Below are 22,808 nucleotides of genomic sequence, written 5' to 3' on the forward strand. Positions count from 1 at the left end.
TAACATTTTATACGGACAAACCAATTCCTATCTTAATCATAGTGCATATAGCGTGAATAGATGGAGCGAATTATGACATTTATATGAAATTTGAAATATTAAGCATGATGCAAAGTGCGAATCTTATGAAAAATCCCTACCGTGAATGGAATCGCCTGGATTTCATTCACGGTAGGGATAAAGAGGAAGACGTATGAGACATTAGAGACCCACTTCTATGGATTGTGTGAAAGCAGCTTGCTTATGTTGGATATATTGGATAAAAATAGCCGTTAGTTCGGGATCGAATTGGCTACCCGAACAATTTTTCAATTCTTCGATGGCTTCCTCAAATGTTTTGGTCGGTTGATAAGGACGCTCGGTGGTCATTGCATCAAAAGAGTCGATGATCGTCAGCATCCTACACAGCCGTGGGATTTGCTCGCCTTTAAAGCCAAACGGATAGCCTCCACCGTCATAACGTTCATGATGCAGCTCCACAAAAGGAACTAAATCTGTGAATCGTTCGTTGGCCTCGACAATACGTTTGCCCCACATGACATGAGCTTGTACCATCCGCCATTCCTCGCCGGACAGCTTCTCTTTTTTGTTAAGAATATTCCAGGGGATTTCTAGCTTTCCAATGTCGTGAATGAGGGCTCCCAGCAAAAAACGCCGCTTATCTTTCGGTCCGAGCTGAAGTACATCGCTCATGTCTGCTGCATATCTGAATACCCGTTTGGAATGCTTGAAGGTGTTAATATCCTTGTACAAGAATAGATTAAGCTGCTGCTCCAGATCACGAATATCCTGGCCCAGATCGACCTCGCGTTCTACTTCATTTAAACTGCCGTGGATATGAACGATGTTTTTGCCCTGTTTCTTGGCGTAGTACAGAGCTTTATCCGCCAGATCGACCAGCTGTGATTTGTCGTAGATGTCAATGCGGCTTTGTGCAATGCCTGCGGAGAAGGACAGACAGCCGTGTGGGAAAATTTCGACTCCCTCGTAACGGGAATCATTCAGTCTTTTTCGAATAGCATTGACCTTTTCATAAGCTTGTTCAGCAGTATGATCGGGCATAAGCAGGGTGAATTCTTCACCACCATAGCGAGATACAGTGATGTGAGTACCGAACGTTTCCTTTTTAAGGAACCCTCCGAGGAACCCCAGTAGCTGATCGCCCTTAAGATGGCCGAAATGATCATTATATTTTTTGAAATCATCAATATCAATCAGCGCCAGACTTAGGGGAGTATTCTGCGATCTGGATATATTCAATTCAGCCTCAAGCGTGTTTTCAAAGTAGCTGTGATTGTACAGTCCTGTTCTGCGATCCGTATTGGCTTTTTCTTCAATCTCCCGATACATCGTGAACATTTGCTTGAAAGCGTGGGATAAGAGCATGCTTAGCCCCAGGAACAGCAAAAGTCCTAAAATGCCATTGTAATAAATCAGCGTGGTCAGCACCAAAGACAGGATGAGTGTACATAAGTATACAAGCAGGGATTCAGCCAAAAAAGCCTGTTTCAGCTCATTGAACGACCCTTTATATGCGATATAAAAATAAAGGCCTAGGGTGATTATATTTACTATAAAGTAGCAGATTAATGCGAGCAGGTAGGAAGCAAAATGGTCCTCGTTTAAGGCTCCTTGCGTTCCGCCGCTTAGTTCGAATACGGTTGACGACAGGAAAATGGAAAGTGCGTAAATGGAAAAATTGACGGCATGCTTCCACCAGGACAGCTCTGTGTGTCGAAACGCTGCGATGATTACATTAAACAACAAAATCAAAATGGCAATTTCAGTGCCATGCACAAAAATACAAGCGAGGTACACGGAGGAATCCATGGACTGCTTGTTACTGGCTGGTGGCAGTTGGAATGTAAAATGCTCCAAAATCAGAACTGCTCCCAATAGGGAATAGATCGTGACCCACTCTGTCGTCGAATAGTGCAAAAAGGACCAATGGTTCGTATACAAGAGGACGATCAGGCCTATCATACACATGAAAAATACGTATATTCCCGTCGTGGTAACCTGTTCTTGCAGCTTTTTTAATATACTCATCATTTTTTCTCCTGCCTTGTCGTATCTTGATGTCAAAGCTACCAGGGGTGAATGGGATAATTTACAATTTTGTAATCGAAAATTTCACATGAAAAAACAGGCCGGAATCCAGCCTGTTTTGTTAAGCCTGTGCTTCCTTTTTTTCTTTATCGGTGACTAGCCTCCAATTTTGTAACCGGAAGTCAACGCGATTACAACAGAAGCAACGATAATAGCATTGATAATCACACGGGAGTATTTCAAGTTTTTCATACGGTTCCCTCCCTTCCTTGGAATAAGGCCTGAACTAGGCATGGCGGGGGTTGGCTTCTTGCTGATTATCCTTATTTTTTTTCACGACCATTACATTTTGAATAAACAGGAACATCCCGAAGTTCATGACGACATCTCCAATACTGATCACCTGCGTGCGGGGATAGGGCTTGGAAAGGGGAATGATGTCACCAAGCAATGATAAACGTGTGCTCGCATCCATCATGTAATGTTTCGAGATGACACTTCCGGATTTAAGCATATCTGTATAGTAGGGACCCAGTACTTCTGAAGCGCTCAACGAGACCGGCATTCTTCCGCCATTCACTGCCATAACGATAAAATTCATCAAAACGCCGATTAAAATAAGCTTGAATCCCTTGTGATGTCTATTCAACCAGAGAAATATCAAGCCGATTACGTAAACTCCCATAAATAGATACCCATTAATGGCTGCCAGCCAAGCCCACTTTTCCTGAGCATAATAAATAATGAATTGAACCACCAGCAGCAGGGGGAACATCCAACCGGCTATAAGGCGAATATGACTGAACCGAACCAGACCTTGCCGCCAGCCTCCTCTGAACAGACCTACAATGAGACCCAGCAGCACTCCATCATAGACCATTATCATTCTCCAGATTCTACAATTTTTTTGTTTTGGTTACCGTGTAATTCGACCTGAAATTGGTAAATTCCTGCCTGATTTATAGCAATTTTGAAAAAAAATCGCGGATTAGCGTGTAATTATTCGAAGCTAGACGAAATGAATGATATCATAATATATCGAAGTTATTATTTATATTTTGGTGAAAAGGATGATTATTATCATGAATCGGTTATCCAATACGGTAATGGTTGCCGCAGATATGACCAAATCACGAATATTATGGATTGCCTTTGTTCTGGGTGCACTAAGTGCCTTCGGACCATTGTCCATAGATATGTATTTGCCGTCACTGCCTACATTAGCCGACAATTTGCATACGACTACTTCGCTGGCACAGCTTAGTCTGACAGCCTGTCTGTTGGGGCTGGCCGTTGGCCAGATCGTTGCCGGTCCGCTTAGCGATGTGAGGGGGCGCAGAGGACCGCTGGTGATCTCGCTTATTCTGTACGCTGCGGCATCGTTGCTATGTGTGTTTGCGCCGAATATCGCTGTACTCATTGCGCTTCGCTTTATTCAAGGGCTTACGGGATCGGCGGGGATTGTGATTTCCAGAGCCGTGGCCCGTGATCTGTACTCGGGCAAAGAACTGACACGTTTTTTCTCACTGCTCATGCTGGTGAACGGCGTGGCTCCCATTGCTGCACCTGTGCTGGGCGGTGTCATTTTAAATTTTGTTTCCTGGCGCGGTGTATTCATGGTGCTATGTGTAGTGGGTGTGGCTATGCTGATTGCCGTCGTATTGGGTCTGCCAGAAACGTTGCCAGCGAACCGCCGTTCATCCGGTGGCTTGAAGCAGACGTTAGGAACACTCGGTCATCTGTTTACGGATCGGCGCTTTATGGGCTATGCCCTCTCGCAGGCACTGATTACAGGGGCGATGTTCGCCTACATCGCTGGCTCGCCTTTCGTACTTCAGGATATTTTCGGGGTTTCTCCTCAGACATATAGCATCATTTTTGCAGTGAATGGTTTGGGTATTGTGCTGTTTTCCCAGTTGACGGGTAGACTCGTGGGTCGATTTAGCGAACGACAGTTGCTCTTGTCGGGTCTGGTGATTGCGGCTGTAGCCGGGATCAGCTTGCTTACCGTAGCTTTTACTGGAGGCCAACTGTTAGCCGTATTGATTCCGATGTTTTTTGTCGTATCCTGCGTAGGTATTGTGAGTACAACGACGACTTCACTGGCCATGCAAAGTCAGCAGCGTTCCGCAGGCAGTGCGTCCGCCATGCTTGGCTTGCTGCCTCTATTGCTGGGCTCCATCGCTTCACCGTTGGTAGGCTTGGGGAGTGGAACAACTCCCGTACCGATGGCGGTTGTTATTGCTATAGCTGAGCTTGGCGCGTTGTTAAGCTTTGCTGTACTTGCCAAGGAAGTACGCTCAAAAGTGTAAAACAAGGCAAAATGGTGACATTTTTCAGGGATGTTGACATACCCCATGGGGGTATATTATGATGGAGATATATTAAATGCATGAGTGCATTACACCACACAGGAGGCTGATGTATGGCTGAGGAGCAACCTGTTTCCCACACTGAAGTCCACGGGACTCATTGTGGAACAGATGGGGAGAAGACAGTTAGAAAAAGTCATCATTCGGCGGAATTCAAGAACAGCCTTGTCTCCCGGTTAAACCGTATTGAAGGCCAGGTACGCGGGATTAAGGGCTTGATTGAGAAGGACACTTACTGTGACGATGTGCTGAACCAGATTGCAGCTGTTCAGTCGGCCCTGAATGGTGTCGGCAAGCTACTGCTGGAAGGGCATATGAAGAGTTGTGTCATTGAGCGCATGCAGGCAGGAGAGCAAGAAGTGATTGATGAGCTGCTGGTTACGGTTAAGAAGCTAATCCGTTAAAAGTAGCAGATATACACATTATGGGTATGGACGTACCCTTGAGGAGGAAATGAAAATGGCACAAGTTACATTGAACGTAGAGGGCATGAGCTGCAATCATTGCGTGAAAGCAGTAGAAGGAGCTTTGGAAAAAGTAGGCGCTACCGGCAAGGTCAGCCTCGAAACAAAACAAGTAAGTGTAGAATATGACGAATCCAAGCTGAATGTTGAAGCGCTGAAAACGGCTATTGAAGACCAAGGCTATGATGTTGTTTAAGATTAAGATGCTTTATGCGTGAACAGATTTGTTCGAAGGAGAAGCTTCCATACTAGGAGCTTTTTCTTTTTGGATATAATATACCCCACTGGGGTATGTAGAAGGAGGGCTACTATGGAAAACCGTGCGACCGACGGTGATAAGCATACAACGCTTCATATTACGGGGATGTCCTGTGCAGCCTGCGCAAGCCGCATTGAAAAAGGTTTGAATCGAATAGACGGCGTAGCGCACGCTAATGTGAATTTGGCTTTGGAGCAGGCATCCATATCCTATGATCCCAAGCAGGTGGAAATCCCTGAATTCCGCGATAAAATTGCTTCTCTTGGTTTTGGAACTGTGAGTGAAGAAGCCAATTTAAATGTAACGGGCATGACTTGTGCAGCCTGCGCAGCTCGAATTGAAAAAGGATTAAACCGGATACCAGGTGTAACAGGTGCTACGGTAAACTTGGCGATGGAAACAGCTCATGTGGAATATGCTGCTGGGAGTACGACGGTTAGTGATCTGGTAAGCAAGATTGAACAGCTGGGCTACGGAGCGATCCCGCAGAGCGCTGAGGACAATATTACGGAGGTTCGCAGTAAGGACATCCAACGTAAAAAATGGAAGTGGATAATATCGGCAGTGTTGTCGCTTCCGTTGTTGTGGGCGATGGTAGCTCATTTTTCCTTTACCTCATGGATTTATGTACCGCAACTGTTCTTGAATCCATGGTTCCAGCTTGTATTGACAACACCAATTCAGTTCATTATTGGATGGCAGTTTTATGTGGGCGCGTACAAAGCGCTTCGCAACGGCAGTTCGAATATGGATGTATTAGTTGCACTGGGTACGTCTGCGGCTTATTTTTACAGCTTGTACCTTACCCTGCATCCGTCTGATGCCATGGAGGGAATGACGGGAATGCCTGTTATGACCATGCCAGAGTTGTATTACGAGACTAGCGCGGTACTCATTACGCTTATACTGGTCGGTAAATGGTTCGAGGCGGTAGCCAAAGGGCGCTCGTCTGAGGCGATCAAAAGCTTGATGAACCTACAGGCGACAACGGCACGTGTGGTACGTGATGGACAAGAGCTGGATATACCTTTTGAACAGGTGCGTGTAAAGGATATCTTTATTGTGCGTCCAGGAGAGAAAATTCCCGTCGATGGTGTGGTCGTGGACGGACGTTCGGCAGTGGATGAATCCATGTTAAGTGGTGAAAGTCTTCCGGTTGAAAAAGGAGCGGGTTCTCCAGTCACAGGAGCTACACTCAATAAAAACGGTGTACTTCGTATCCAGGCTGAGCGTGTGGGTGGTGATACGGCGTTGGCCCGCATTATTAAGGTCGTGGAGGATGCGCAAAACTCCAAGGCCCCGATTCAGCGGATTGCGGATCAAATTTCAGGTATCTTTGTCCCTATCGTAGTTGCTGTAGCCGTGATAACATTTCTCGTCTGGTTTTTCCTTGTCACACCGTCTGATTTTGCAGGATCATTGGAGAAAATGATTGCAGTTCTCGTCATTGCTTGTCCTTGCGCGCTTGGATTGGCTACCCCAACGTCCATTATGGCAGGATCGGGACGTGCTGCTGAATACGGTATTTTGTTCAAGGGCGGTGAGCATTTGGAAATGACCCGTTCCGTCAACGCAGTGATTTTGGATAAGACGGGTACGGTTACGAACGGCAAGCCAGAGCTGACAGATATTATGGTTGGAGCAAGCAGCCTGGCTGAAACAGATTTGCTGCGATTGCTCGGTGCGGCAGAAAAAAGCTCGGAGCATCCACTGGCGGAAGCCATTGTAAAAGGGATTGCTGATCGAGGCATTGAGTTGGTGGAACCGACGGATTTTGAAAATATCCCGGGCTACGGTGTGAAGGCCTCTGTGGAAGGCAAGCAGGTATTGGTGGGCACACGCCGATTAATGAGCAGAGAAGGCATCGCGATGGATGACTCAACCGAGCAGCAAATGAATGAACTGGAAGGCGCAGGGAAAACGGCGATGCTTGTCGCTGTAGATGGTTCCTACGCCGGATTAGTGGCCGTCGCGGATACAATTAAGGAAACATCACGGGAAGCCGTTGCCCGTCTGCGGGCGATGAACATTGAGGTCATCATGATTACGGGTGACAATGAAAGGACGGCACAGGCCGTTGCCGCCGAGGCGGGAATTGAACGGGTACTGGCCGAAGTGTTGCCTGAAGGAAAGGCCGAGGAAGTGAAGCGGCTTCAGGAACAGGGCAAGATCGTAGCCATGGTCGGGGACGGTATTAACGATGCGCCAGCGCTGGCTACAGCTCATATAGGAATGGCAATGGGCACGGGTACGGATGTGGCCATGGAGGCTGCCGATATTACTCTCATGCGTGGTAACCTAAACAGCATTCCTGATGCGATCGAAATGAGCCGCCGAACCATGACGAATATACGGCAAAATCTGTTTTGGGCGCTCGGTTACAACGTGATCGGCATTCCGATTGCTGCTTTGGGCTTTCTTGCTCCATGGTTGGCGGGAGCCGCCATGGCATTCAGCTCTGTTTCGGTTGTACTGAATGCGCTGCGTCTTCAACGGGTGAAGCTGTAAGTGTAGTGATGTATTAGGCAGGTACGCACAATTTTGGCTTTTGTGCGTGCTTGCTTTTTTGTTGTCTTTTTATTTTATGTATTTCATGATGTCGTCCTTCATTGCGTCAGGTTGCTTATCATTCGCGAAAGTTTCATAATATTTGTAGGAGTGCCATGCAAGCATGCAAGAACCTTTTCGTGTACTCACAGCTTGAAGCAGATAAAGAGCTTATATTATGGATTAGGAGTGAAGCCGTCATGAATGATACGATTTCCTTGTTGATGAACCACCGGTCTGTGCGAAAATTCAAGTCAGACCCCATTACCGACGAGCAGCTCGCAGCTATTGTGGCAGCTGGCCAAATGGCATCCTCGTCCAGCAATGTGCAGGCATATACTGCTATTGCCGTTACCGAGCCTTCTTTAAAAACAAAACTGGCCGAGTTGGCAGGGGGGCAGGCTTACGTTGAGCAATGTCCGACATTTCTGGTATGGTGCGCAGACCTGTATCGTTTGAAGCAGGCGACGATTCATCATCAGCCAGGCCAGCCTTCCTATGAAGGGTCCGTTGAAAATTATACGGTTGCAACCATCGATGCCGCGTTAGCTGCACAAAATGCAGCAGTGGCCGCTGAATCACTCGGCTTGGGCATCGTTTACATTGGGGGCATTCGTACTAAAATAGCAGAGGTATCCGAGTTGTTGGGATTGCCAGAGCTGGTATATCCAGTGTTCGGTATGTGCATTGGTGTACCGGATCAGGAAACGGGCTTGCGCCCGCGTCTTCCATTGTCCGGTGTGCTGCATATGAACGGTTACGACAAAAATCAAACGATGAAAGCTGTAGAGGTGTACGACCACACATCAGCCGAATATTTGAAGGAGCGTACGGGCGGTCAACGCTCTACACCTTGGTCTGAGCAAATGGCGGCGAGATTGACCGAGCCAGCGCGCTTGCAGTTGAAGCCATTTTTGGAACAAAAGGGCTTCTTGAAGCAATAAAGCGGAGCATTGACAAAAAACGCTGCAATGTATGTGCGGCATTTGAGCAACATGTGTATGTAAAATTACAAAAACCTCCTTAATTACGCAGGATAAAGTTTCGCGTACATAAGGAGGTTCTTTGCTTTGACTACAAGTTGTGATTGTGAGCCTTTAGTAAATAGCTGATATGTCTTTATGAGTTAGACAGGGAGTAGAAGCGGCTTGTATTATCATAAAATAATTGACGGACAGCAGCTTCATCTTGACAGGTCAGCTTGCTATACGCGCGAATGACCTCGGCAGCCATCCGTGGATGCGTTTGCCGTCCGGTAAAAGGGCCCTCAAACGGCCATGGACCGTCTGTCTCTGCCATAACCTGTTCAGACGGATACTGTCTTGCCAAACTGCGGATCTCTTCTTCGTACAGGAGATCCGGTGTGAAGGAGATATAATAGCCGTTTCCGGCCATGCGTTCGATCGTGGCGGCTGAGCCCTTGAACCAGTGAAAATGCGCCTGCGTAACGCTATGGCGTTCCAATAGGTCACAGGCGATGTCTGCGTCTTCATAAACGGCGTGCAGCACGATAGGCTTGTTATGCTTGCTTGCAAACTGGATAAATCGCTCCAGTAGTGCTATATAGGGAGCGAGGTCAAAAGCATCTCCGCTGCGTGAGGCTTCCAGCCGATTGTAATAGGGCAGGCCGACTTCACCTACCGCAATCATTTGTTGTACATGTTCGTCCATCCAGTCAAACAACAAGTCAAGCTCGGCTTGTGGTGGCAGAGCCTGTTCTGGATGAAAGCCGAAGGCTGGACGTACTAGCCCGGGCCAACGCTCAGCCAGGCGCAGGTTGGCTTGATTGGAGGCGAGATGCATGGACACGGCTATAATGGCTTCTACATGGTTGTCGGCAAGCGAAGCGAGCAATAGCTCCTGTTGCTCAGGCGGGTAGCTGTCTACATGAATGTGCGCGTCGATTAAGGGAGCAGTTGCTGCTGCGTTCAATCTGAATGCAGAGTGCAGGTTCCAATCATTCATAAGAAATTTGCCTCATCGTTCAGGGTGTTTTTACGAGCACTTTCAGCGGTGTCCATATCGCCATCCAGTTTGTATTTTTCCTCGCGCATCCAGCCAGTCATTGTCCGCTTCCATTCCATAAAGCGTGGATCGAGGGTGATTTCTTCCCTACGCGGGCGGGGAAAAGGAACGTCTACGACATGCATTATAGAAGCAGGTCGCGCCGACAGCACATAAATGCGGTCGGAGAGCAGCAGCGCTTCTTCAATGCTGTGGGTGATGAACAGCACAGAACGGCGGTTCTTCTCCCACATTCGCAATAACCATTGCTGCATGTCTGCACGTGTCAGCGCATCGAGTGCGCTGAACGGCTCATCCAGCAGCATTAATTCCTGTGGGCTGAGCAGGGCGCGAAGAAAGGCCACACGCTGCTGCATACCACCAGATAGCGTATGCGGATACGCTTTCGCGAACTTGCCCAGCCCAACCTGCTCAAGCCATTGCAAGGCTACTTTGCGACGTTCACGTTCGCTGACGTATCGGGAGTTCGCTGCTGCATCCTTTCGTGGTGCATTTTCTTGGCCGAGCAGTATGTTGTCCAGCGTGGTGCGCCACGGGAAAAGGGCAGGCTGCTGAGGCATATAGCTAATATGACCGCGTTCACCAGTCACGTCCTGTCCATGCATACGAATACGTCCCTGATGCGGCTTGAGCAGCCCGCCGATGATGTGAAACAGCGTGCTTTTGCCACTGCCCGACGGACCGACGAGGGAGACGAATTCTCCCGGCTTGACGGTGAGGGACACATTCTGCAGTACAGGCAGTGTGCTTCGTTTTTTCTGGAAGGCGAGGCTGATCCCGTCCAATTCCAAAGCAGGAGGAGCAGGCGTCATTACCTGCGGATCCCCGGCTTGTTGCTGCTCATGAGCCATGTGTGGTGATGTCAAGTCAGTCGGATGCAGACTCATAGGTGCCACGTCCTTTCATTGATGCTTTAATTCAATATGGAGGCTATTCTTGATCGGGTTTCCAGCGGACCAGCCACTTCTCCAGCAGTAAAATAGCCACAAACATCAGTAAGCTGAGTGCAACAATAATACCGATAGCGGCAAAAATGAGATCCGTACGATAGGCAGATTTTTGCAGCAGCATATAATATCCGATTCCTTCACTGGCCCCAATCCATTCGGCAATGATCGCGCCCATCACACTGTAGGTGGCAGCAATTTTAATGCCGGAGAAGACTTGTGGCAGGGAGTGTGGCAGCTCTAGCTTTATAAAAATAGCCCTGCGGCTTGCGCCCGACATCCGCATGTAGTTCATCATCATACGGTCTGTCCGTGTCAGCCCGTCCATGGCCGCTACAGCCACGGGAAAAAAACATACTAATGTAATGACCATAAGCTTGGGCAACACGCCAAAACCGAACCATACCATGAGCAACGGACCGAGGGCAATGATCGGAATGTTTTGGCTAAGGATCAGGAGCGGGTACAGAGCAGATTTGAGAAAAGGAATCGTATGAAGAATGATGGCGATCAGCAATCCCGTTGCTGTCCCTATAGCAAATCCCGCAAGCGTCAGGCGAATCGTAGCCCATGTATGGGCACCAAGCAACGCCGACTGCGCTATACCCTCTTGAACAATTAGGGATGGAGCTGGCAGCAGCCAGGATTCAATATGTAAATAGGAAACCGCCCCCTGCCAAGCCGCTAAAAAGAAGAGGACCGCCACAAGGGGCGGCCATACGCTTTTCCACCAGGATGCGTTCTTGCCTTTCGGATTCATGGGCGAAACTTCTCGGTCAGCTTGTTCATGCTGATGCCCTGTGGGTTATGTGCGATTTTGATCTGTGAAATGACGCTGGGACTTCCGGCTTCCGTCAAGGCCTCATGCATGTCTTTGACGATTTTCAACAATTCGTCCAATTCGCCCTCCATCGTCGTATCCAGTGGGTTCACCTGATGCTTGACGCCAGAACGCTGTATGACCTCAATCGCCTTGTCTACATAGGGATAAGAATCTTCGTTATTAGGAGTTTTAGGGATTACTTGAATGCTAAGCAGTGTGTTAGCCATGCGAATTTCACCTGTCCTTTATTTGGAGTAGTATTGGGAAATAAATTGGTTTAAGGCGGGGAGACCGCTTCGCGTTTCATTTGATCTTACGATCGCTGTTGCCGTGGGATTCTTTGAATTAACTTTAAAGGTAAGAATCCAACAGCAAAGGCGACCACTTCGTTTCTTCAGATTCAAATGAACCGCTCCGCTGCCAACCGCCTTAAAAAGCACTTTAGTTTTTTGGTAGATTGGGTGGCATTTTTACACACAAGCGCATCTGTTTTGCGCTTTAGATAAGATGAAAATAAAGAATAAAACCAAGTGGAGCGAGAACGAAGCATCATCCGTCTGCGTAGTGGCGCTTCGTTCACTTCTCTGGTTCAGTCTTATTTAGCGTTTTTACTAAATCAACGCTTGGGCAAGAAGTCGTTTGTGAAGGCTTTATCGACTTCCAAAGGTTTGCTGAGCAGCTTGCGTTCATACATCCAGTCAGAATAGTTTTTCCATACCTCCGCTTTTTGTACGCCCCACTGCGCGGCATCGTCCTGATAACGCGGACTTAGCCATTTTTGGCTAGCGAGTACCAGCTTTTTGTCCAGCTCCGGCACAGCTTTACTTAAGATATCCGCCGCTTCTTCAGGATGAGCAATAGTGTATTCATAGCCTTGGGCAGTAGCATCCATGAACGCTTTGACCAGGTCAGGGTCATTTTTTATCGTCTGTTCATTGCTCACAATTACAGGTGTATAGTAATCGAGACTTTTGGAATAATTTTTTACATACAACATATCCAAGGGCTCACCTCGAAGCTCGGCCTCAATCCCGGTCCATGCGTAGAAAATCCAGGCAAAGTCAATATCCCGCTTTACGGCTGTAAAATAGTCTGCATTGCCCATATTGACGATTTTCACCTTGCTTACATCACCTTGGTCTGCATCCATGATGGATTTCATGACTGCTTCTTCTACAGGTGAACCCCAGCCGCCGTAGCTTTTACCCTCAAAATCTTTCGGGCTTTTAATTCCGCGGTCTACTGGGGCTGCGAAGCCAGAGGTATTATGCTGAATCACCGCAGCAATGGATACGAGCGGCACGCCTTGGATGCGAGCCTGAGTGACGCCTTCTTGATAGCTGATACCAAAGGGTGCAGCATTCGAAGCGACCATCTGATCGGCTCCGCCTGAGCCTGGTTGAACAATTTGGACATTCAAGCCCGCTTTTTCGTAAAATCCTTTGTCCTTGGCGACATAAAGTCCCGTGTGATTCGTATTGGGTGTCCAATCGAGCACGACTTTAACATCTTTGAGCCCCTTTGCCGAGGTAGACGTTGAAGTGCCGGCAGCAGGAGCCTCCTTTTGAGATGTAGGGGGATTGCCGCCGCAAGCGGTCAGAGTCAGAGCCATGAGCCACAGACTGATCAGACCCAGGCTTAACATTTTCATGCGCTTCATCGTTGTGTTCTCTCCTTTTTAATTACCCGTTATCCGTCCAATCAGACAGCTTATGTTCCCCATTTTCACAAAAATCACATCTGCCGGAATGCAATCTTTCCAACAACTTCATCTTCAACAAAAAAAGCGTCCCGGGATTCCGGGACGCTTGCGCTTGTATATACCAAAGTAAGGGATGTCCTGTGATAACAAAAGGCACATCTTGCTTAAGCATTCCTACGCTGGCATTACCCAGATCAGGTTGTAAGGGTCAGTGTCTTGGGACACACTCTCAGCCGGCCGATTCCAGCACCCCTGGCATTGTATGGTTTAATGGGTTTGTTTATTCGGGTTTACTACGACGATTATATGCCTTGAAGGCGTGTCTGTCCACCCTTGAGGAAGGGCTTACGGTTCATTTGCCGAACGACAGGGTACACTTTTACTGTGAGCTTCGATCTGAAAATGAACATGAATCGTTCAGATCTGTTCCAGTCATGTTATTTTCAGAACAGCTACACTGTATGTTTAGGAGAGCTGGTGCCAAGTGGCATAGCCCTATAGAATTCTAATTCGTAAAAAGGAGTTGTTGTACTGTGGGTAAAACGGAGACACTGGATCGCAGTCAGCTGGAACAAGCCATTGTGAAGGCTTTGGATAACAACAAATTTTGCTCGTTAGGTACGGTTGAGGGCGGAAAACCGAAAGTACGCTATATGGCCCTTTTTAACGATGGAATGAACATTCATTTGGCGACGGATCGCAAAACACATAAAGTGGATGAGCTAAGAGACAATCCGAATGCTTATCTGCTGTTAGGCTATGAAGTGGGTGGCACGAAGGAAGTCTTGGAAGTGGAGGCTACCGTTCAGGTTACAGCTGATGAGGGGCTGCGCAAACAAGTGTGGAATGATTCGCTGAAAAAATGGTTTTCAGGACCGGATGACCCCGATTATGTTATTTTAGACGTGAACCCCACTCGTATTGAATATGTGGGTCAACAAATGGAGCGCCAGGTGTGGACGAAATAGCAAGAATGTAAACGGACAAGCCAGTAAATTTCCAACTTTTTCAGGAGATTTACTGGCTTTTATTTTATGCGAAAACTAATTATTTTTTCATAAATATTTTAAGCAAATGACTACTCTTTTGTCCTACGTTGGATTAAAATAGGAATGGTGGGTTCGGAGCTTACATATATGTGCAAATGTATGTATATGAGGCATACACCTTAATGAGGAGGGGTATATTTTGTTATTTCGTAAAAATTGGGTTAAAGGATTTACTGCAGCAGTTGTAGCTTGCAGTCTGTTGGTGTTTTCAGCCGCTCCATCCTGGGCAGCTAGCGATTCTCGCGATAGCGCTACGGTGAATTTGCGGATCATGGAAACAACGGATATTCATGGGGCGCTGATGAATTATGATTATTATTCGGACAAAGAAACTAATGAATATGGCTTGGTTAGCACAGCAAACTTGATCCAACAAGCGCGTAGTGAAACAAGAAACAGCATGCTGTTTGATAACGGTGATTTGCTGCAGGGCAACCCATTAGGCGATTATATGGCCCGCAACAAAACCTTTGAGAAAGAAGGCGGGATCCATCCGGTTTATAAGATGATGAACCTGATGGATTATGATGCGGCTACTGTCGGGAACCACGAATTCAATTATGGTCTCGACTTCCTGGACAAATCGCTCAAGGGCGCTGACTTTCCTTACGTAAATGCGAACGTTTATGTTGATAGCCAGGGTCAAGCTACTAAAAATTATTTTACACCTTATGAGATTCTTGATAAAAAAGTAACGGATGAGAAGGGCGAAGAGCATACGCTTAAGGTCGGGGTAATCGGTCTAGTAACCCCCCAAATTATGCAGTGGGATGAAGCTAATTTGAAGGATAAGGTCGTTACGAAGGATATTGTGGAAACAGCCAAAAAGTTTATTCCGCAAATGAAAACAGAAGGAGCTGACGTTATTGTCGTACTTGCACACACAGGCTATGAGGATGTGCCGCAAACGCCAATGATGGAAAATGCCGTTAAATATCTAAGCCAGGTAGATGGTATTAATGCGATTTTGTTTGGGCATGCTCACAAATCTTTCCCAGGCCCTGATTTTAAAGATATGAGCGGGGTAGATTTGGATAAAGGAACTATTAATGGTGTACCAGCAGTAGAAGCTTCTTCGTGGGGGAAGGATCTGGGCATTATTGATCTGAGTCTGGAAAAGAGAAATCGCGAGTGGCACGTAATCAACTCTCAGTCCCAAGTGCGTCCGGTTGTAAGTACTACCAATCAGGCTGTAAAGTTTACTCCTGAATTTAAACTGATTGACGCGATCAATGTAGAGCATCAAGGAACGCTGGATTATATTCGTCAACCTGTCGGTACAACGACTGCACCAATTACCAGCTATTTTGCATTAGTGCAGGATGACCCGTCTATCCAAATTGTAACGAATGCACAGAAATGGTATGTTCAAAATCATCTTAAAGGAACAGAATACGAAAATCTCCCCGTATTGTCGGCAGGCGCTCCATTTAAGGCCGGTGGCCGCAACGGTGCCGAGTACTATACCAACATTCCTGAAGGTACAATAGCGATTAAAAACGTGTCCGATCTGTACGTGTACCCGAACACGGTTCATGCCGTAGAAGTGACTGGTGCTGAAATTCAGGAGTGGCTGGAGTGGTCTGCGGGTCAGTTTAACCGCATTGATCCTAGCAAAACAGAGGAACAATCACTGATCAACAAAGATTTCCCAACCTACAATTTTGATGTTATTGACGGTGTGAATTATCAGATTGATGTAACTCAACCTGCACGATATGATGCCAAGGGAACTATTATTGATTCTTCAGCCCATCGGATCAAGGATCTGCAATACAATGGGAAAGCTATTGATCCTGCACAAAAGTTTATCGTTGCGACCAATAACTATCGTGCTTCCTCTTCCAAACTGGCCAACCCAGATGGCAAACGAATTGTGATGGCAGCACCGGATGAAAGTCGCCAAGTCATTATTGATTATATCCGTACGAACGGAACGATTAACCCGTCAGCGGACGGCAACTGGTCTATTGCTCCTTTCGGTCAGGCCAAGGTTACCTTTGAGTCCTCTCCTGATGCCAAAGATGTGCTGGCCGGAAATCAACAAATTGCATACTTGAGCAACGCGGCAGATGGGTTTGCCAAATACAGCTTGAAAGCTGGTGCGAAGCCTAGTGCAGCAACGACTTCTGTGAAGGAAGCTGCTACACCTGCTGCAAAGGCAACCGCGAAGCCAGCTGTTAAGAAGACCACACCTGCGGCTGCAAAACCAGCTAAAACAACGAAGCCAAAGACGTCCAAGTAACTTCGGGATTTAACTTCCACTGAACACCAAAAATGAAGCAGCAATCTCTTAAACCAAGAGATTTGCTGCTTTTTTGATGCAAAGACAACACAGTCTGAATTTATTATGAGTGCAAAAAAAAAGGTGTAGTCTTTGTCGAATATGCACTTAAGTCCTAAGTTGTTTGTCAAGAATAAGCTGTTTTTTTGTAAAAACACGTAATTATATAGTACTTTTGTTCTAATTGTTTGTGATATAATGGTGAAAAAACCGGGAAATTGTTCCGAGGAGGACCATTATGACTTGCAGCAATTGCAGCATCATATTACCTATTAAGGATCAAGGATTGCTGAAAATTAGGCATTCTAGGGTGTCGCTCACTCCAGCATTAGATGGCTTGGGTATGCTATCGGAACAAATGAAACAAGAACAATGGGGTGGGGATACCATTGTGTTTCGCTATGACAGCCATTCAGAGCTGGAACGGCTGGTTAACGGACTGGCTCGTCTGCCGCAGGAGTGCTTGAACCGATTGCAAGTGATGGTGATTGGCTTAAATCATGTTGAAGGATTTGAGGACTGGCTTTTATTTAGTCAACTGCAAGCCCGACTGCAACATCCGGATCTGGTGAGTATTATTAAGAATCAAAGCTTTACCAGCCATATGCAGCCTATTGTTGACGACAAGCTGAATATTATCGGGTTTGAGTTTTTGCTGCGTCCGTCACAGCCAGATAGGCCTTTTCAGCCTTTCCGACTGTTTGAAGTCGCCCGTGAAGCTGGTTTGCATGCTCATCTGGATCGCTCGGCTCGTATTTCCGCCATTGAAAAAAGTGCAACATGCCTTCCGGCGGGAATTAAACGATTTATTAACTTTCTCCCTTCAACCATTTATAATCCGGCTTATTGCTTGAATCATACCTTTGAGACGATTGATCGGTTATCTATGAATACGGAGGATTTTGTGTTTGAGGTCGTAGAGACGGAAGAAATAGACGACCTGAATTCATTACATCAAATCTTTGAACAATATCGCAAACGTGGAGTTTCAGTGGCACTGGACGATGTAGGAGCAGGCTATTCTACGACAGAGCTTATGAATTGCCTTCAGCCCGATTATGTTAAAATTGACCGCAGTATAATTGATGGTTGTCATAGTAACAGTGATCAAAAACGCCAAATTACAGGGATTGTGGAATCCGCTTTTCGTTTTGGAGGTCAGGTGTTGGCTGAAGGCGTAGAAAAAATGGAGGATTTTGAGTTTTGTCGTGATGCAGGTGTGTCACTAGCTCAGGGCTATTTGTTTGGCAAGCCAGAGCCTGCTCCGCCTTCCAACTTTATACTGAGCAGAGTAGTGTAATCTGAAAATAGCGTATTCTATAAAAATGAACATAAATAACCCGATGATCCTATGATCACCGGGTTATTTAATTTTTTGAAATAATCATATTTTAATTGTGTCCGGCTAATGTGATTACGATTATAACGTGATGACGTATAACCCAAGAGGAGTGGTTGCGCTACCTGCAACCATGAAGCTAAGAGAATAGCTCGACTTGCCGGGAGGGACACTAATGTCAGCCAGTCGGCATACCTTGGTATTATTTTGTAGCAAGGGGATACCATATACACGACCGTCTATACGTACAGATCCGGCGAACGCGCCTCCACGTGGATTGGCGTAAATTCGTACGGTACGTACCTCGCTACTGTGATTAACGATAGGAATGGTTGCGTTATATATTGTTCCGAATTGTCCGCGATTATCAAGCGCAGGCCCCAGCTCGCTACGTGCCCCGGTAAACAGTAGGTCGGCAGGAGTTTCACCGTTCAGCTTCTTAGTAGCACATGCTCGGTAGTTGGCACTTTGCCCTACTATATACTCTGGCATACGCGCATTCGTTTCCGAAAAGGACCATACTCCCCGTGGATGCGCCTGTGGCGGGGGGACGGGAGGGAGCGCATCCTGATGAATGTCACGTAGATTGGTCTGCACATCTTTGCTGATAACGGTGCGAACCACATAATCCAGTGTACCGTGGCCTTCGGCGTATTCTACCGTGAGGTCATAGACGAATCCAGCCAGTGATCCTTCGGGCAGCTCAAATTCCTCCAGCAAGGCGGTGCCTTTGCCGAATTTGTGACGGTCTACTGGCTTCAGACGCTTCATCGTACCTGCCAAGCAGCTTTTGGCAATAGATTGCCCGACATCAATAATCCAGTTGCCATCCTCAGGTACAATCTCAAGGGCACGTTCCATATGACGTACTTCCAGACGGGCTGTGCTTTTGTTTTCTATGGTGATGCCCAATTGAACAGGGCTGCCGGTTTTGTTATAATGCCAGCCGAAAATACGGTGTTTGACTGTCCGGGTAGTGGTACGGACCACATCATGCCATAGAGTAGCTTGCTCGGTAGGGACCGTTACATGGGTAAGCGTCTCTGGGTTATCGCTAAGCATCAGGCGGCGTGTTCCCCCCTCGGTGGCTGACTCCACATCCACGTGGATGTTGGGCGGGATCACAGCTGACTCAACAATCAGATCCTTTGGCTCCTTGGGTCGAAGGTTCATATACATTCCTCCCTAAATTCAAGAATGGCACTGCTTTTGATTCATATATGGACGGTTCATAAATATAGGTAACGCCAAGTCCATTTATACAACCTGTTTTTCAAAAAAAATTTAAAAATATATCGTAGGCGATTAGTAGCTCTACTTATGCATCGAAGCAAGCTTACAAGTCCCTCGTTTCTTTGCACCAACGATTCGCATACAGGTATTGCGTGTATGTTAAAAGCATAAGCTATTGGATGTACAGAGAAGATACAGGAGGGAAACATGCCTAAAAGAATATGGTGGAAGGAAGCTGTTGTTTATCAGATTTACCCGATCAGTTTTCAGGATTCTGACGGAGACGGCAAGGGGGACTTGCGAGGTATTTTGTCTCGGCTGGATTATCTGTCTGAGCTGGGTATTGATGTCATCTGGATTTGCCCGATATATAAGTCGCCCAATCATGACAATGGATATGACATTAGCGATTATTATGCCATTATGGATGAGTTTGGAACGATGGAGGACTTTGATGAACTCCTCCATCAGGCGCATGAACGTGGCATTAAAATTATGATGGATCTGGTATTAAACCATACGTCGGATGAGCACCCATGGTTCACGGAATCACGCTCGTCCAAGGATAATCCGAAGCGGGACTACTACATATGGCGAACAGGCAAAAATGGCGGATATCCGAACAACTGGGAATCGTATTTCTCCGGTTCTGTGTGGAAATATGACAAGCTTACTGACGAATATTACATGCATCTGTATTCCGAGCACCAGCCGGATCTGAATTGGGAAAATGAAGAGATGGTGGGTGAGCTCTATCGTATGGTGGAATGGTGGTTAAAAAAGGGAGTTGACGGCTTCCGCTTTGACGCCATTGCCCATATTGTCAAAGCCGAAGGGCTGCCAGATGCCCATAATCCGGACAAACAACCCTTGGTACGTGCCTATCAGCTCTTTTCCAACCTGGAGCAGGTACATGTACTTCTACGGATGCTGAATGAAAAAGTATTGGAGCGGTATCCCTTAATGACGGTTGGTGAAACTTCCGGTTTAGGGCCGGAGCAGGCACTGGATTACGTGGGAGATCAGCGGCATGAGCTCAATATGGTATTCCAGTTTGAGCACATGTTTATTGATGCCCAAGGGTTAGGAACGGAAAAATGGCAGTACAAGTCGTGGACGCTGGTAGAGCTGAAAAAAATAATGAGCAGTTGGCAGACGGTGCTTCATCAGGAAGGATGGAATGCCAACTATCTCAACAATCACGATCAACCACGGGCTCTCTCGCGATTTGCGAATGATGGTCAGTATCGTGTGGAATCTGCCAAAATGCTGGCAACCTTCACACATATGCTTGAGGGTACGCCGTATATTTATCAGGGCGAGGAAATTGGGATGACGAATATTGCTTTCCCCTCAATTGATGATTATCGGGATGTAGAAACATTAAACTATTATGAGCAGCAACGAAAGCTCGGAGAGCCAGAGGAGCAGATTATGGCCGCGATCTGGCGAAAAAGCCGGGATAATGCGCGCACTCCTATGCAGTGGAATGCCGGACCTGCAGCCGGATTTACCGATGGAGAGCCATGGATGAAAGTTAATGATAACTACATGCACATTAATGCAGAGACAGAAAGAAATAATCCGCACTCGATTTTCCACTATTATCGTAAATTGATTGCTCTGCGCAAACAACATGAGGTCATAGTTTATGGCGAATACAAGCTGTTGTTGCCACTTGATACAGAGCTCTATGTATTTACGCGCACGCTGGAGCAAGAGCGTTTGCTGGTCATTTTAAATTTCTTTGACCGTGATCCAGTATTTCACTGGCCCGAAGATGATGAGCTTCCTGCCGCCAAAGCGGAGTTGCTTCTCTCCAACTATGAACCGGTAACAGGAGAAAATTTGCACGCCTTGAAGCTGCGCCCTTATGAAGCCAGAGTGTATAAGCTAGCCTTAAAATAAATGTTTGTTATCTTAAGATGATAAAAAGAAGGGGAGGCTCATAGAGAGGCTCCCCTTCTTTAGCGTTGGACTATACAGTTATCGTGTCAGCCAACTCACGTATTTTGGCGATAATCCGATCTTCTTGATTTTCTCCCTCATCAGGGATAGATTCAGTCGCGTAGGCAGCCAGTTCAGCGTGGTGGTGTACCATGATGGCATGGTGTGCCTCCTTGAACATCGGAATATCATTCGCATCATTACCGAAGGCGATAAATTGACGAGGCTGCACACCAAGCTTCTGCAGCGCGTTCCATTTGTGAATATTCTGGGGGCTAATGTCCAGTACCTGTTCATTGCGGTGTTGATGAATGACCACACCCAACGGTAGAAGCTTAGTAGCCAAGCCTTCCATATCGTCAGCAGTTAAAATGAGTATTTTTACAATGGATTTCAGGGAAGCCAAAGGCAGCTTTTGCGCCAACTTGCTGACATCTACATTATTGAGTATGGGATGATCGGCTGCGCCTGTATATGCATAATCCCATTCACTGTCAATCAGGTAGGTGGCCTGGTGCTCCTCCAGCAGTGTAAGCAGAGTATTCTTAACTTCCAGTAGAAAGGACTCCACGTAATTTACACTGCCCTTTTGGGATATCATGGAGCCATTTCCACCAATCAGGGTGTAGTTGTGAAAGCGTTCAGGAAGTACGGGCAGCATGTCGCGAATTGGCCGCGCTGAGGCAAAAATGACTTCATGTCCCGCTTGAGTCAATTGCTCCAAACAGTCTGCAATCTTATCCGACACACACTGCCCCTTGAAGCAGATCGTCCCGTCCAGATCAAATACAAAGTGCATGATGTATGTACCTCCAAAAAAGTGCTTTGCAAATCGTTTCTAACAGTCATTATATCCATGACCCTCCATATTCGCAAACGAAAAGGCCCGATTCACACTGGCTTCTACGGCAGATGTGGATCGGGCTGATAATGAATTTGGCTCATTAAGCTAGTTATTATGTTTAGTGATAGTGCTTAACTTTAAGATCATCTAGGCTTTTGAACTCATATCCTTGCTTGCGTGCTTCATCAATGATCGAGCCAAGTGCCTCGGCATTATCCTTGGATACGGAATGGAGCAAAATGACCGCTCCAGGATGGAGCTGCTGCATAACTTGACGATAGGCATAGTCCGTTCCCTGCTGAATATTCGTGTCCCAGTCCTTGTAGGCCACCGACCAGAATACACTTGTATATCCAGCTTCCCGACAGGATGCCAATGCCTTTTCACTAAAAATACCGCGCGGCGGCCGCACATATTTCATTTCCTTTTGCCCGGTCAGTTCTGAAGAGGCAGTTCGCACCCGGTCCAGCTCTGACCGAATCTCAGCCGAAGAAATGGTACTCATATCAGGATGGCTCCATGAATGGTTTCCGATAATATGCCCCTCACTCGCCATGCGGCGCATTAGAGCTGGCTGGTCTTTTACAAAATGCCCGGTTACAAAGAAGGCGGCTGGAACCTTTTTGGCCTTCAATACATCCAGCACCTTGGAGGTATATCCATTTTCGTAACCGTTGTCGAAAGTAAGAAACAATTCTTTCTTAGTCGTATCTCCCAAAAAGATACCACCCTGTCTTTCGATCAGGTGCATAAAGCCTTCTTGCGCGATGGAAGGCAACTCGCCGCCCTTACTTTTTTTAAACCCAAAATGATATGGTTGTCCGTCTATAGCTTGGGATGCTGATGCCGGTTCTCCCATAACTGTGGACATTCCCATAATTGCAATGCATAGCCACAAGGTAAATATTTGCTTCATCTATGTTC

At 46.8% G+C, this 22,808-nt stretch carries 19 protein-coding genes and 1 riboswitch; of the genes, 9 read left to right on the forward strand and 10 right to left on the reverse strand.

Annotated elements, in window-relative coordinates; translation table 11 throughout:
• Nucleotides 1-201: 201 nt before the first annotated feature.
• Together ABEW32_RS01025 and ABEW32_RS01030 are read right to left on the reverse strand one after the other, a co-directional pair.
• Nucleotides 202-2,052 carry a bifunctional diguanylate cyclase/phosphohydrolase gene (locus tag ABEW32_RS01025; RefSeq protein ID WP_430183872.1) on the reverse strand — a complete coding sequence of 617 codons (1,851 nt, stop codon included), beginning with the start codon at nt 2,050-2,052 and terminating at the stop codon, nt 202-204.
• A 283-nt stretch (nt 2,053-2,335) separates the two neighbouring features.
• On the reverse strand, nt 2,336-2,929 hold the full coding sequence (locus tag ABEW32_RS01030) for a DUF5317 domain-containing protein (RefSeq protein WP_430183874.1): 594 nt from the start codon (nt 2,927-2,929) through the stop codon (nt 2,336-2,338).
• Between the two features lie 202 nt (nt 2,930-3,131).
• Between ABEW32_RS01030 and ABEW32_RS01035 the strand changes: the two genes are divergently transcribed.
• The 5 genes from ABEW32_RS01035 to nfsA all read left to right on the forward strand — a co-directional run bounded on the left by ABEW32_RS01035 (nt 3,132) and on the right by nfsA (nt 8,635).
• Entirely contained in the window at nt 3,132-4,361 is a 1,230-nt protein-coding gene (locus ABEW32_RS01035) for a multidrug effflux MFS transporter (protein ID WP_430183876.1), read from the forward strand.
• Nucleotides 4,362-4,474: 113 nt separating this feature from the next.
• Nucleotides 4,475-4,825, forward strand: coding sequence for a metal-sensitive transcriptional regulator (locus tag ABEW32_RS01040; protein WP_016818842.1), 351 nt, complete (start codon nt 4,475-4,477; stop codon nt 4,823-4,825).
• Nucleotides 4,826-4,880: 55 nt separating this feature from the next.
• Nucleotides 4,881-5,081 (forward strand): copper ion binding protein, encoded by a 201-nt coding sequence (locus tag ABEW32_RS01045; RefSeq protein ID WP_430183878.1) that lies wholly within the window; start codon nt 4,881-4,883, stop codon nt 5,079-5,081.
• Between the two features lie 114 nt (nt 5,082-5,195).
• On the forward strand, nt 5,196-7,652 hold the full coding sequence (locus ABEW32_RS01050) for a heavy metal translocating P-type ATPase (protein ID WP_430183880.1): 2,457 nt from the start codon (nt 5,196-5,198) through the stop codon (nt 7,650-7,652).
• Between the two features lie 239 nt (nt 7,653-7,891).
• Nucleotides 7,892-8,635, forward strand: a complete 744-nt coding sequence (gene nfsA / locus ABEW32_RS01055; RefSeq protein WP_430183882.1) for an oxygen-insensitive NADPH nitroreductase — start codon at nt 7,892-7,894, stop codon at nt 8,633-8,635.
• A 175-nt stretch (nt 8,636-8,810) separates the two neighbouring features.
• On the opposite strand, the gene ABEW32_RS01060 is transcribed toward nfsA, so the two are convergent.
• The 5 genes from ABEW32_RS01060 to ABEW32_RS01080 all read right to left on the reverse strand — a co-directional run bounded on the left by ABEW32_RS01060 (nt 8,811) and on the right by ABEW32_RS01080 (nt 13,146).
• The gene (locus tag ABEW32_RS01060) at nt 8,811-9,656 is read right to left on the reverse strand and encodes a TatD family hydrolase (protein WP_430183884.1); all 846 of its coding nucleotides are present in this window, start codon (nt 9,654-9,656) and stop codon (nt 8,811-8,813) included.
• Nucleotides 9,653-10,603, reverse strand: coding sequence for an ABC transporter ATP-binding protein (locus ABEW32_RS01065; protein ID WP_430183886.1), 951 nt, complete (start codon nt 10,601-10,603; stop codon nt 9,653-9,655). Before ABEW32_RS01065 ends, ABEW32_RS01060 begins: the two co-directional genes overlap by 4 nt.
• A gap of 43 nt (nt 10,604-10,646) precedes the next feature.
• Nucleotides 10,647-11,423 carry an ABC transporter permease gene (locus tag ABEW32_RS01070; protein WP_430183888.1) on the reverse strand — a complete coding sequence of 259 codons (777 nt, stop codon included), beginning with the start codon at nt 11,421-11,423 and terminating at the stop codon, nt 10,647-10,649.
• The gene (locus ABEW32_RS01075) at nt 11,420-11,713 is read right to left on the reverse strand and encodes an MTH1187 family thiamine-binding protein (protein ID WP_430183890.1); all 294 of its coding nucleotides are present in this window, start codon (nt 11,711-11,713) and stop codon (nt 11,420-11,422) included. The genes ABEW32_RS01070 and ABEW32_RS01075 overlap by 4 nt, the downstream gene beginning before the upstream one ends.
• Nucleotides 11,714-12,102: 389 nt before the next feature.
• Nucleotides 12,103-13,146 carry an ABC transporter substrate-binding protein gene (locus ABEW32_RS01080; protein ID WP_430183892.1) on the reverse strand — a complete coding sequence of 348 codons (1,044 nt, stop codon included), beginning with the start codon at nt 13,144-13,146 and terminating at the stop codon, nt 12,103-12,105.
• Nucleotides 13,147-13,342: 196 nt separating this feature from the next.
• A riboswitch (TPP riboswitch) is annotated at nt 13,343-13,452 on the reverse strand.
• Nucleotides 13,453-13,721: 269 nt separating this feature from the next.
• Here ABEW32_RS01080 and ABEW32_RS01085 point away from each other — a divergent pair.
• The 3 genes from ABEW32_RS01085 (at nt 13,722) to ABEW32_RS01095 (ending at nt 17,821) form a co-directional block, all read left to right on the forward strand.
• Nucleotides 13,722-14,156, forward strand: a complete 435-nt coding sequence (locus ABEW32_RS01085; protein ID WP_430183894.1) for a pyridoxamine 5'-phosphate oxidase family protein — start codon at nt 13,722-13,724, stop codon at nt 14,154-14,156.
• Nucleotides 14,157-14,376: 220 nt separating this feature from the next.
• Complete coding sequence (locus ABEW32_RS01090) at nt 14,377-16,482, forward strand: bifunctional 2',3'-cyclic-nucleotide 2'-phosphodiesterase/3'-nucleotidase (RefSeq protein WP_430183896.1); 2,106 nt, start codon at nt 14,377-14,379, stop codon at nt 16,480-16,482.
• 277 nt (nt 16,483-16,759) lie between these two features.
• Nucleotides 16,760-17,821 carry an EAL domain-containing protein gene (locus ABEW32_RS01095; protein ID WP_430183898.1) on the forward strand — a complete coding sequence of 354 codons (1,062 nt, stop codon included), beginning with the start codon at nt 16,760-16,762 and terminating at the stop codon, nt 17,819-17,821.
• Between the two features lie 120 nt (nt 17,822-17,941).
• Here the strand turns inward: ABEW32_RS01095 and ABEW32_RS01100 are convergent, their stop codons facing one another.
• The gene (locus ABEW32_RS01100; RefSeq protein ID WP_430183900.1) at nt 17,942-19,033 is read right to left on the reverse strand and encodes a hypothetical protein; all 1,092 of its coding nucleotides are present in this window, start codon (nt 19,031-19,033) and stop codon (nt 17,942-17,944) included.
• A gap of 267 nt (nt 19,034-19,300) precedes the next feature.
• Between ABEW32_RS01100 and ABEW32_RS01105 the strand changes: the two genes are divergently transcribed.
• Complete coding sequence (locus ABEW32_RS01105; protein ID WP_430183902.1) at nt 19,301-21,001, forward strand: glycoside hydrolase family 13 protein; 1,701 nt, start codon at nt 19,301-19,303, stop codon at nt 20,999-21,001.
• 70 nt (nt 21,002-21,071) lie between these two features.
• On the opposite strand, the gene ABEW32_RS01110 is transcribed toward ABEW32_RS01105, so the two are convergent.
• On the reverse strand, nt 21,072-21,839 hold the full coding sequence (locus tag ABEW32_RS01110; protein ID WP_430183904.1) for an HAD-IIB family hydrolase: 768 nt from the start codon (nt 21,837-21,839) through the stop codon (nt 21,072-21,074).
• A 163-nt stretch (nt 21,840-22,002) separates the two neighbouring features.
• Entirely contained in the window at nt 22,003-22,800 is a 798-nt protein-coding gene (gene pdaA, locus ABEW32_RS01115; RefSeq protein ID WP_430183906.1) for a delta-lactam-biosynthetic de-N-acetylase, read from the reverse strand.
• Nucleotides 22,801-22,808: the final 8 nt, after the last annotated feature.

The sequence above is a fragment of the Paenibacillus jamilae genome (genome assembly GCF_050482105.1).
In the GTDB taxonomy this organism is placed as follows: Bacteria; Bacillota; Bacilli; order Paenibacillales; family Paenibacillaceae; genus Paenibacillus; species Paenibacillus jamilae_B.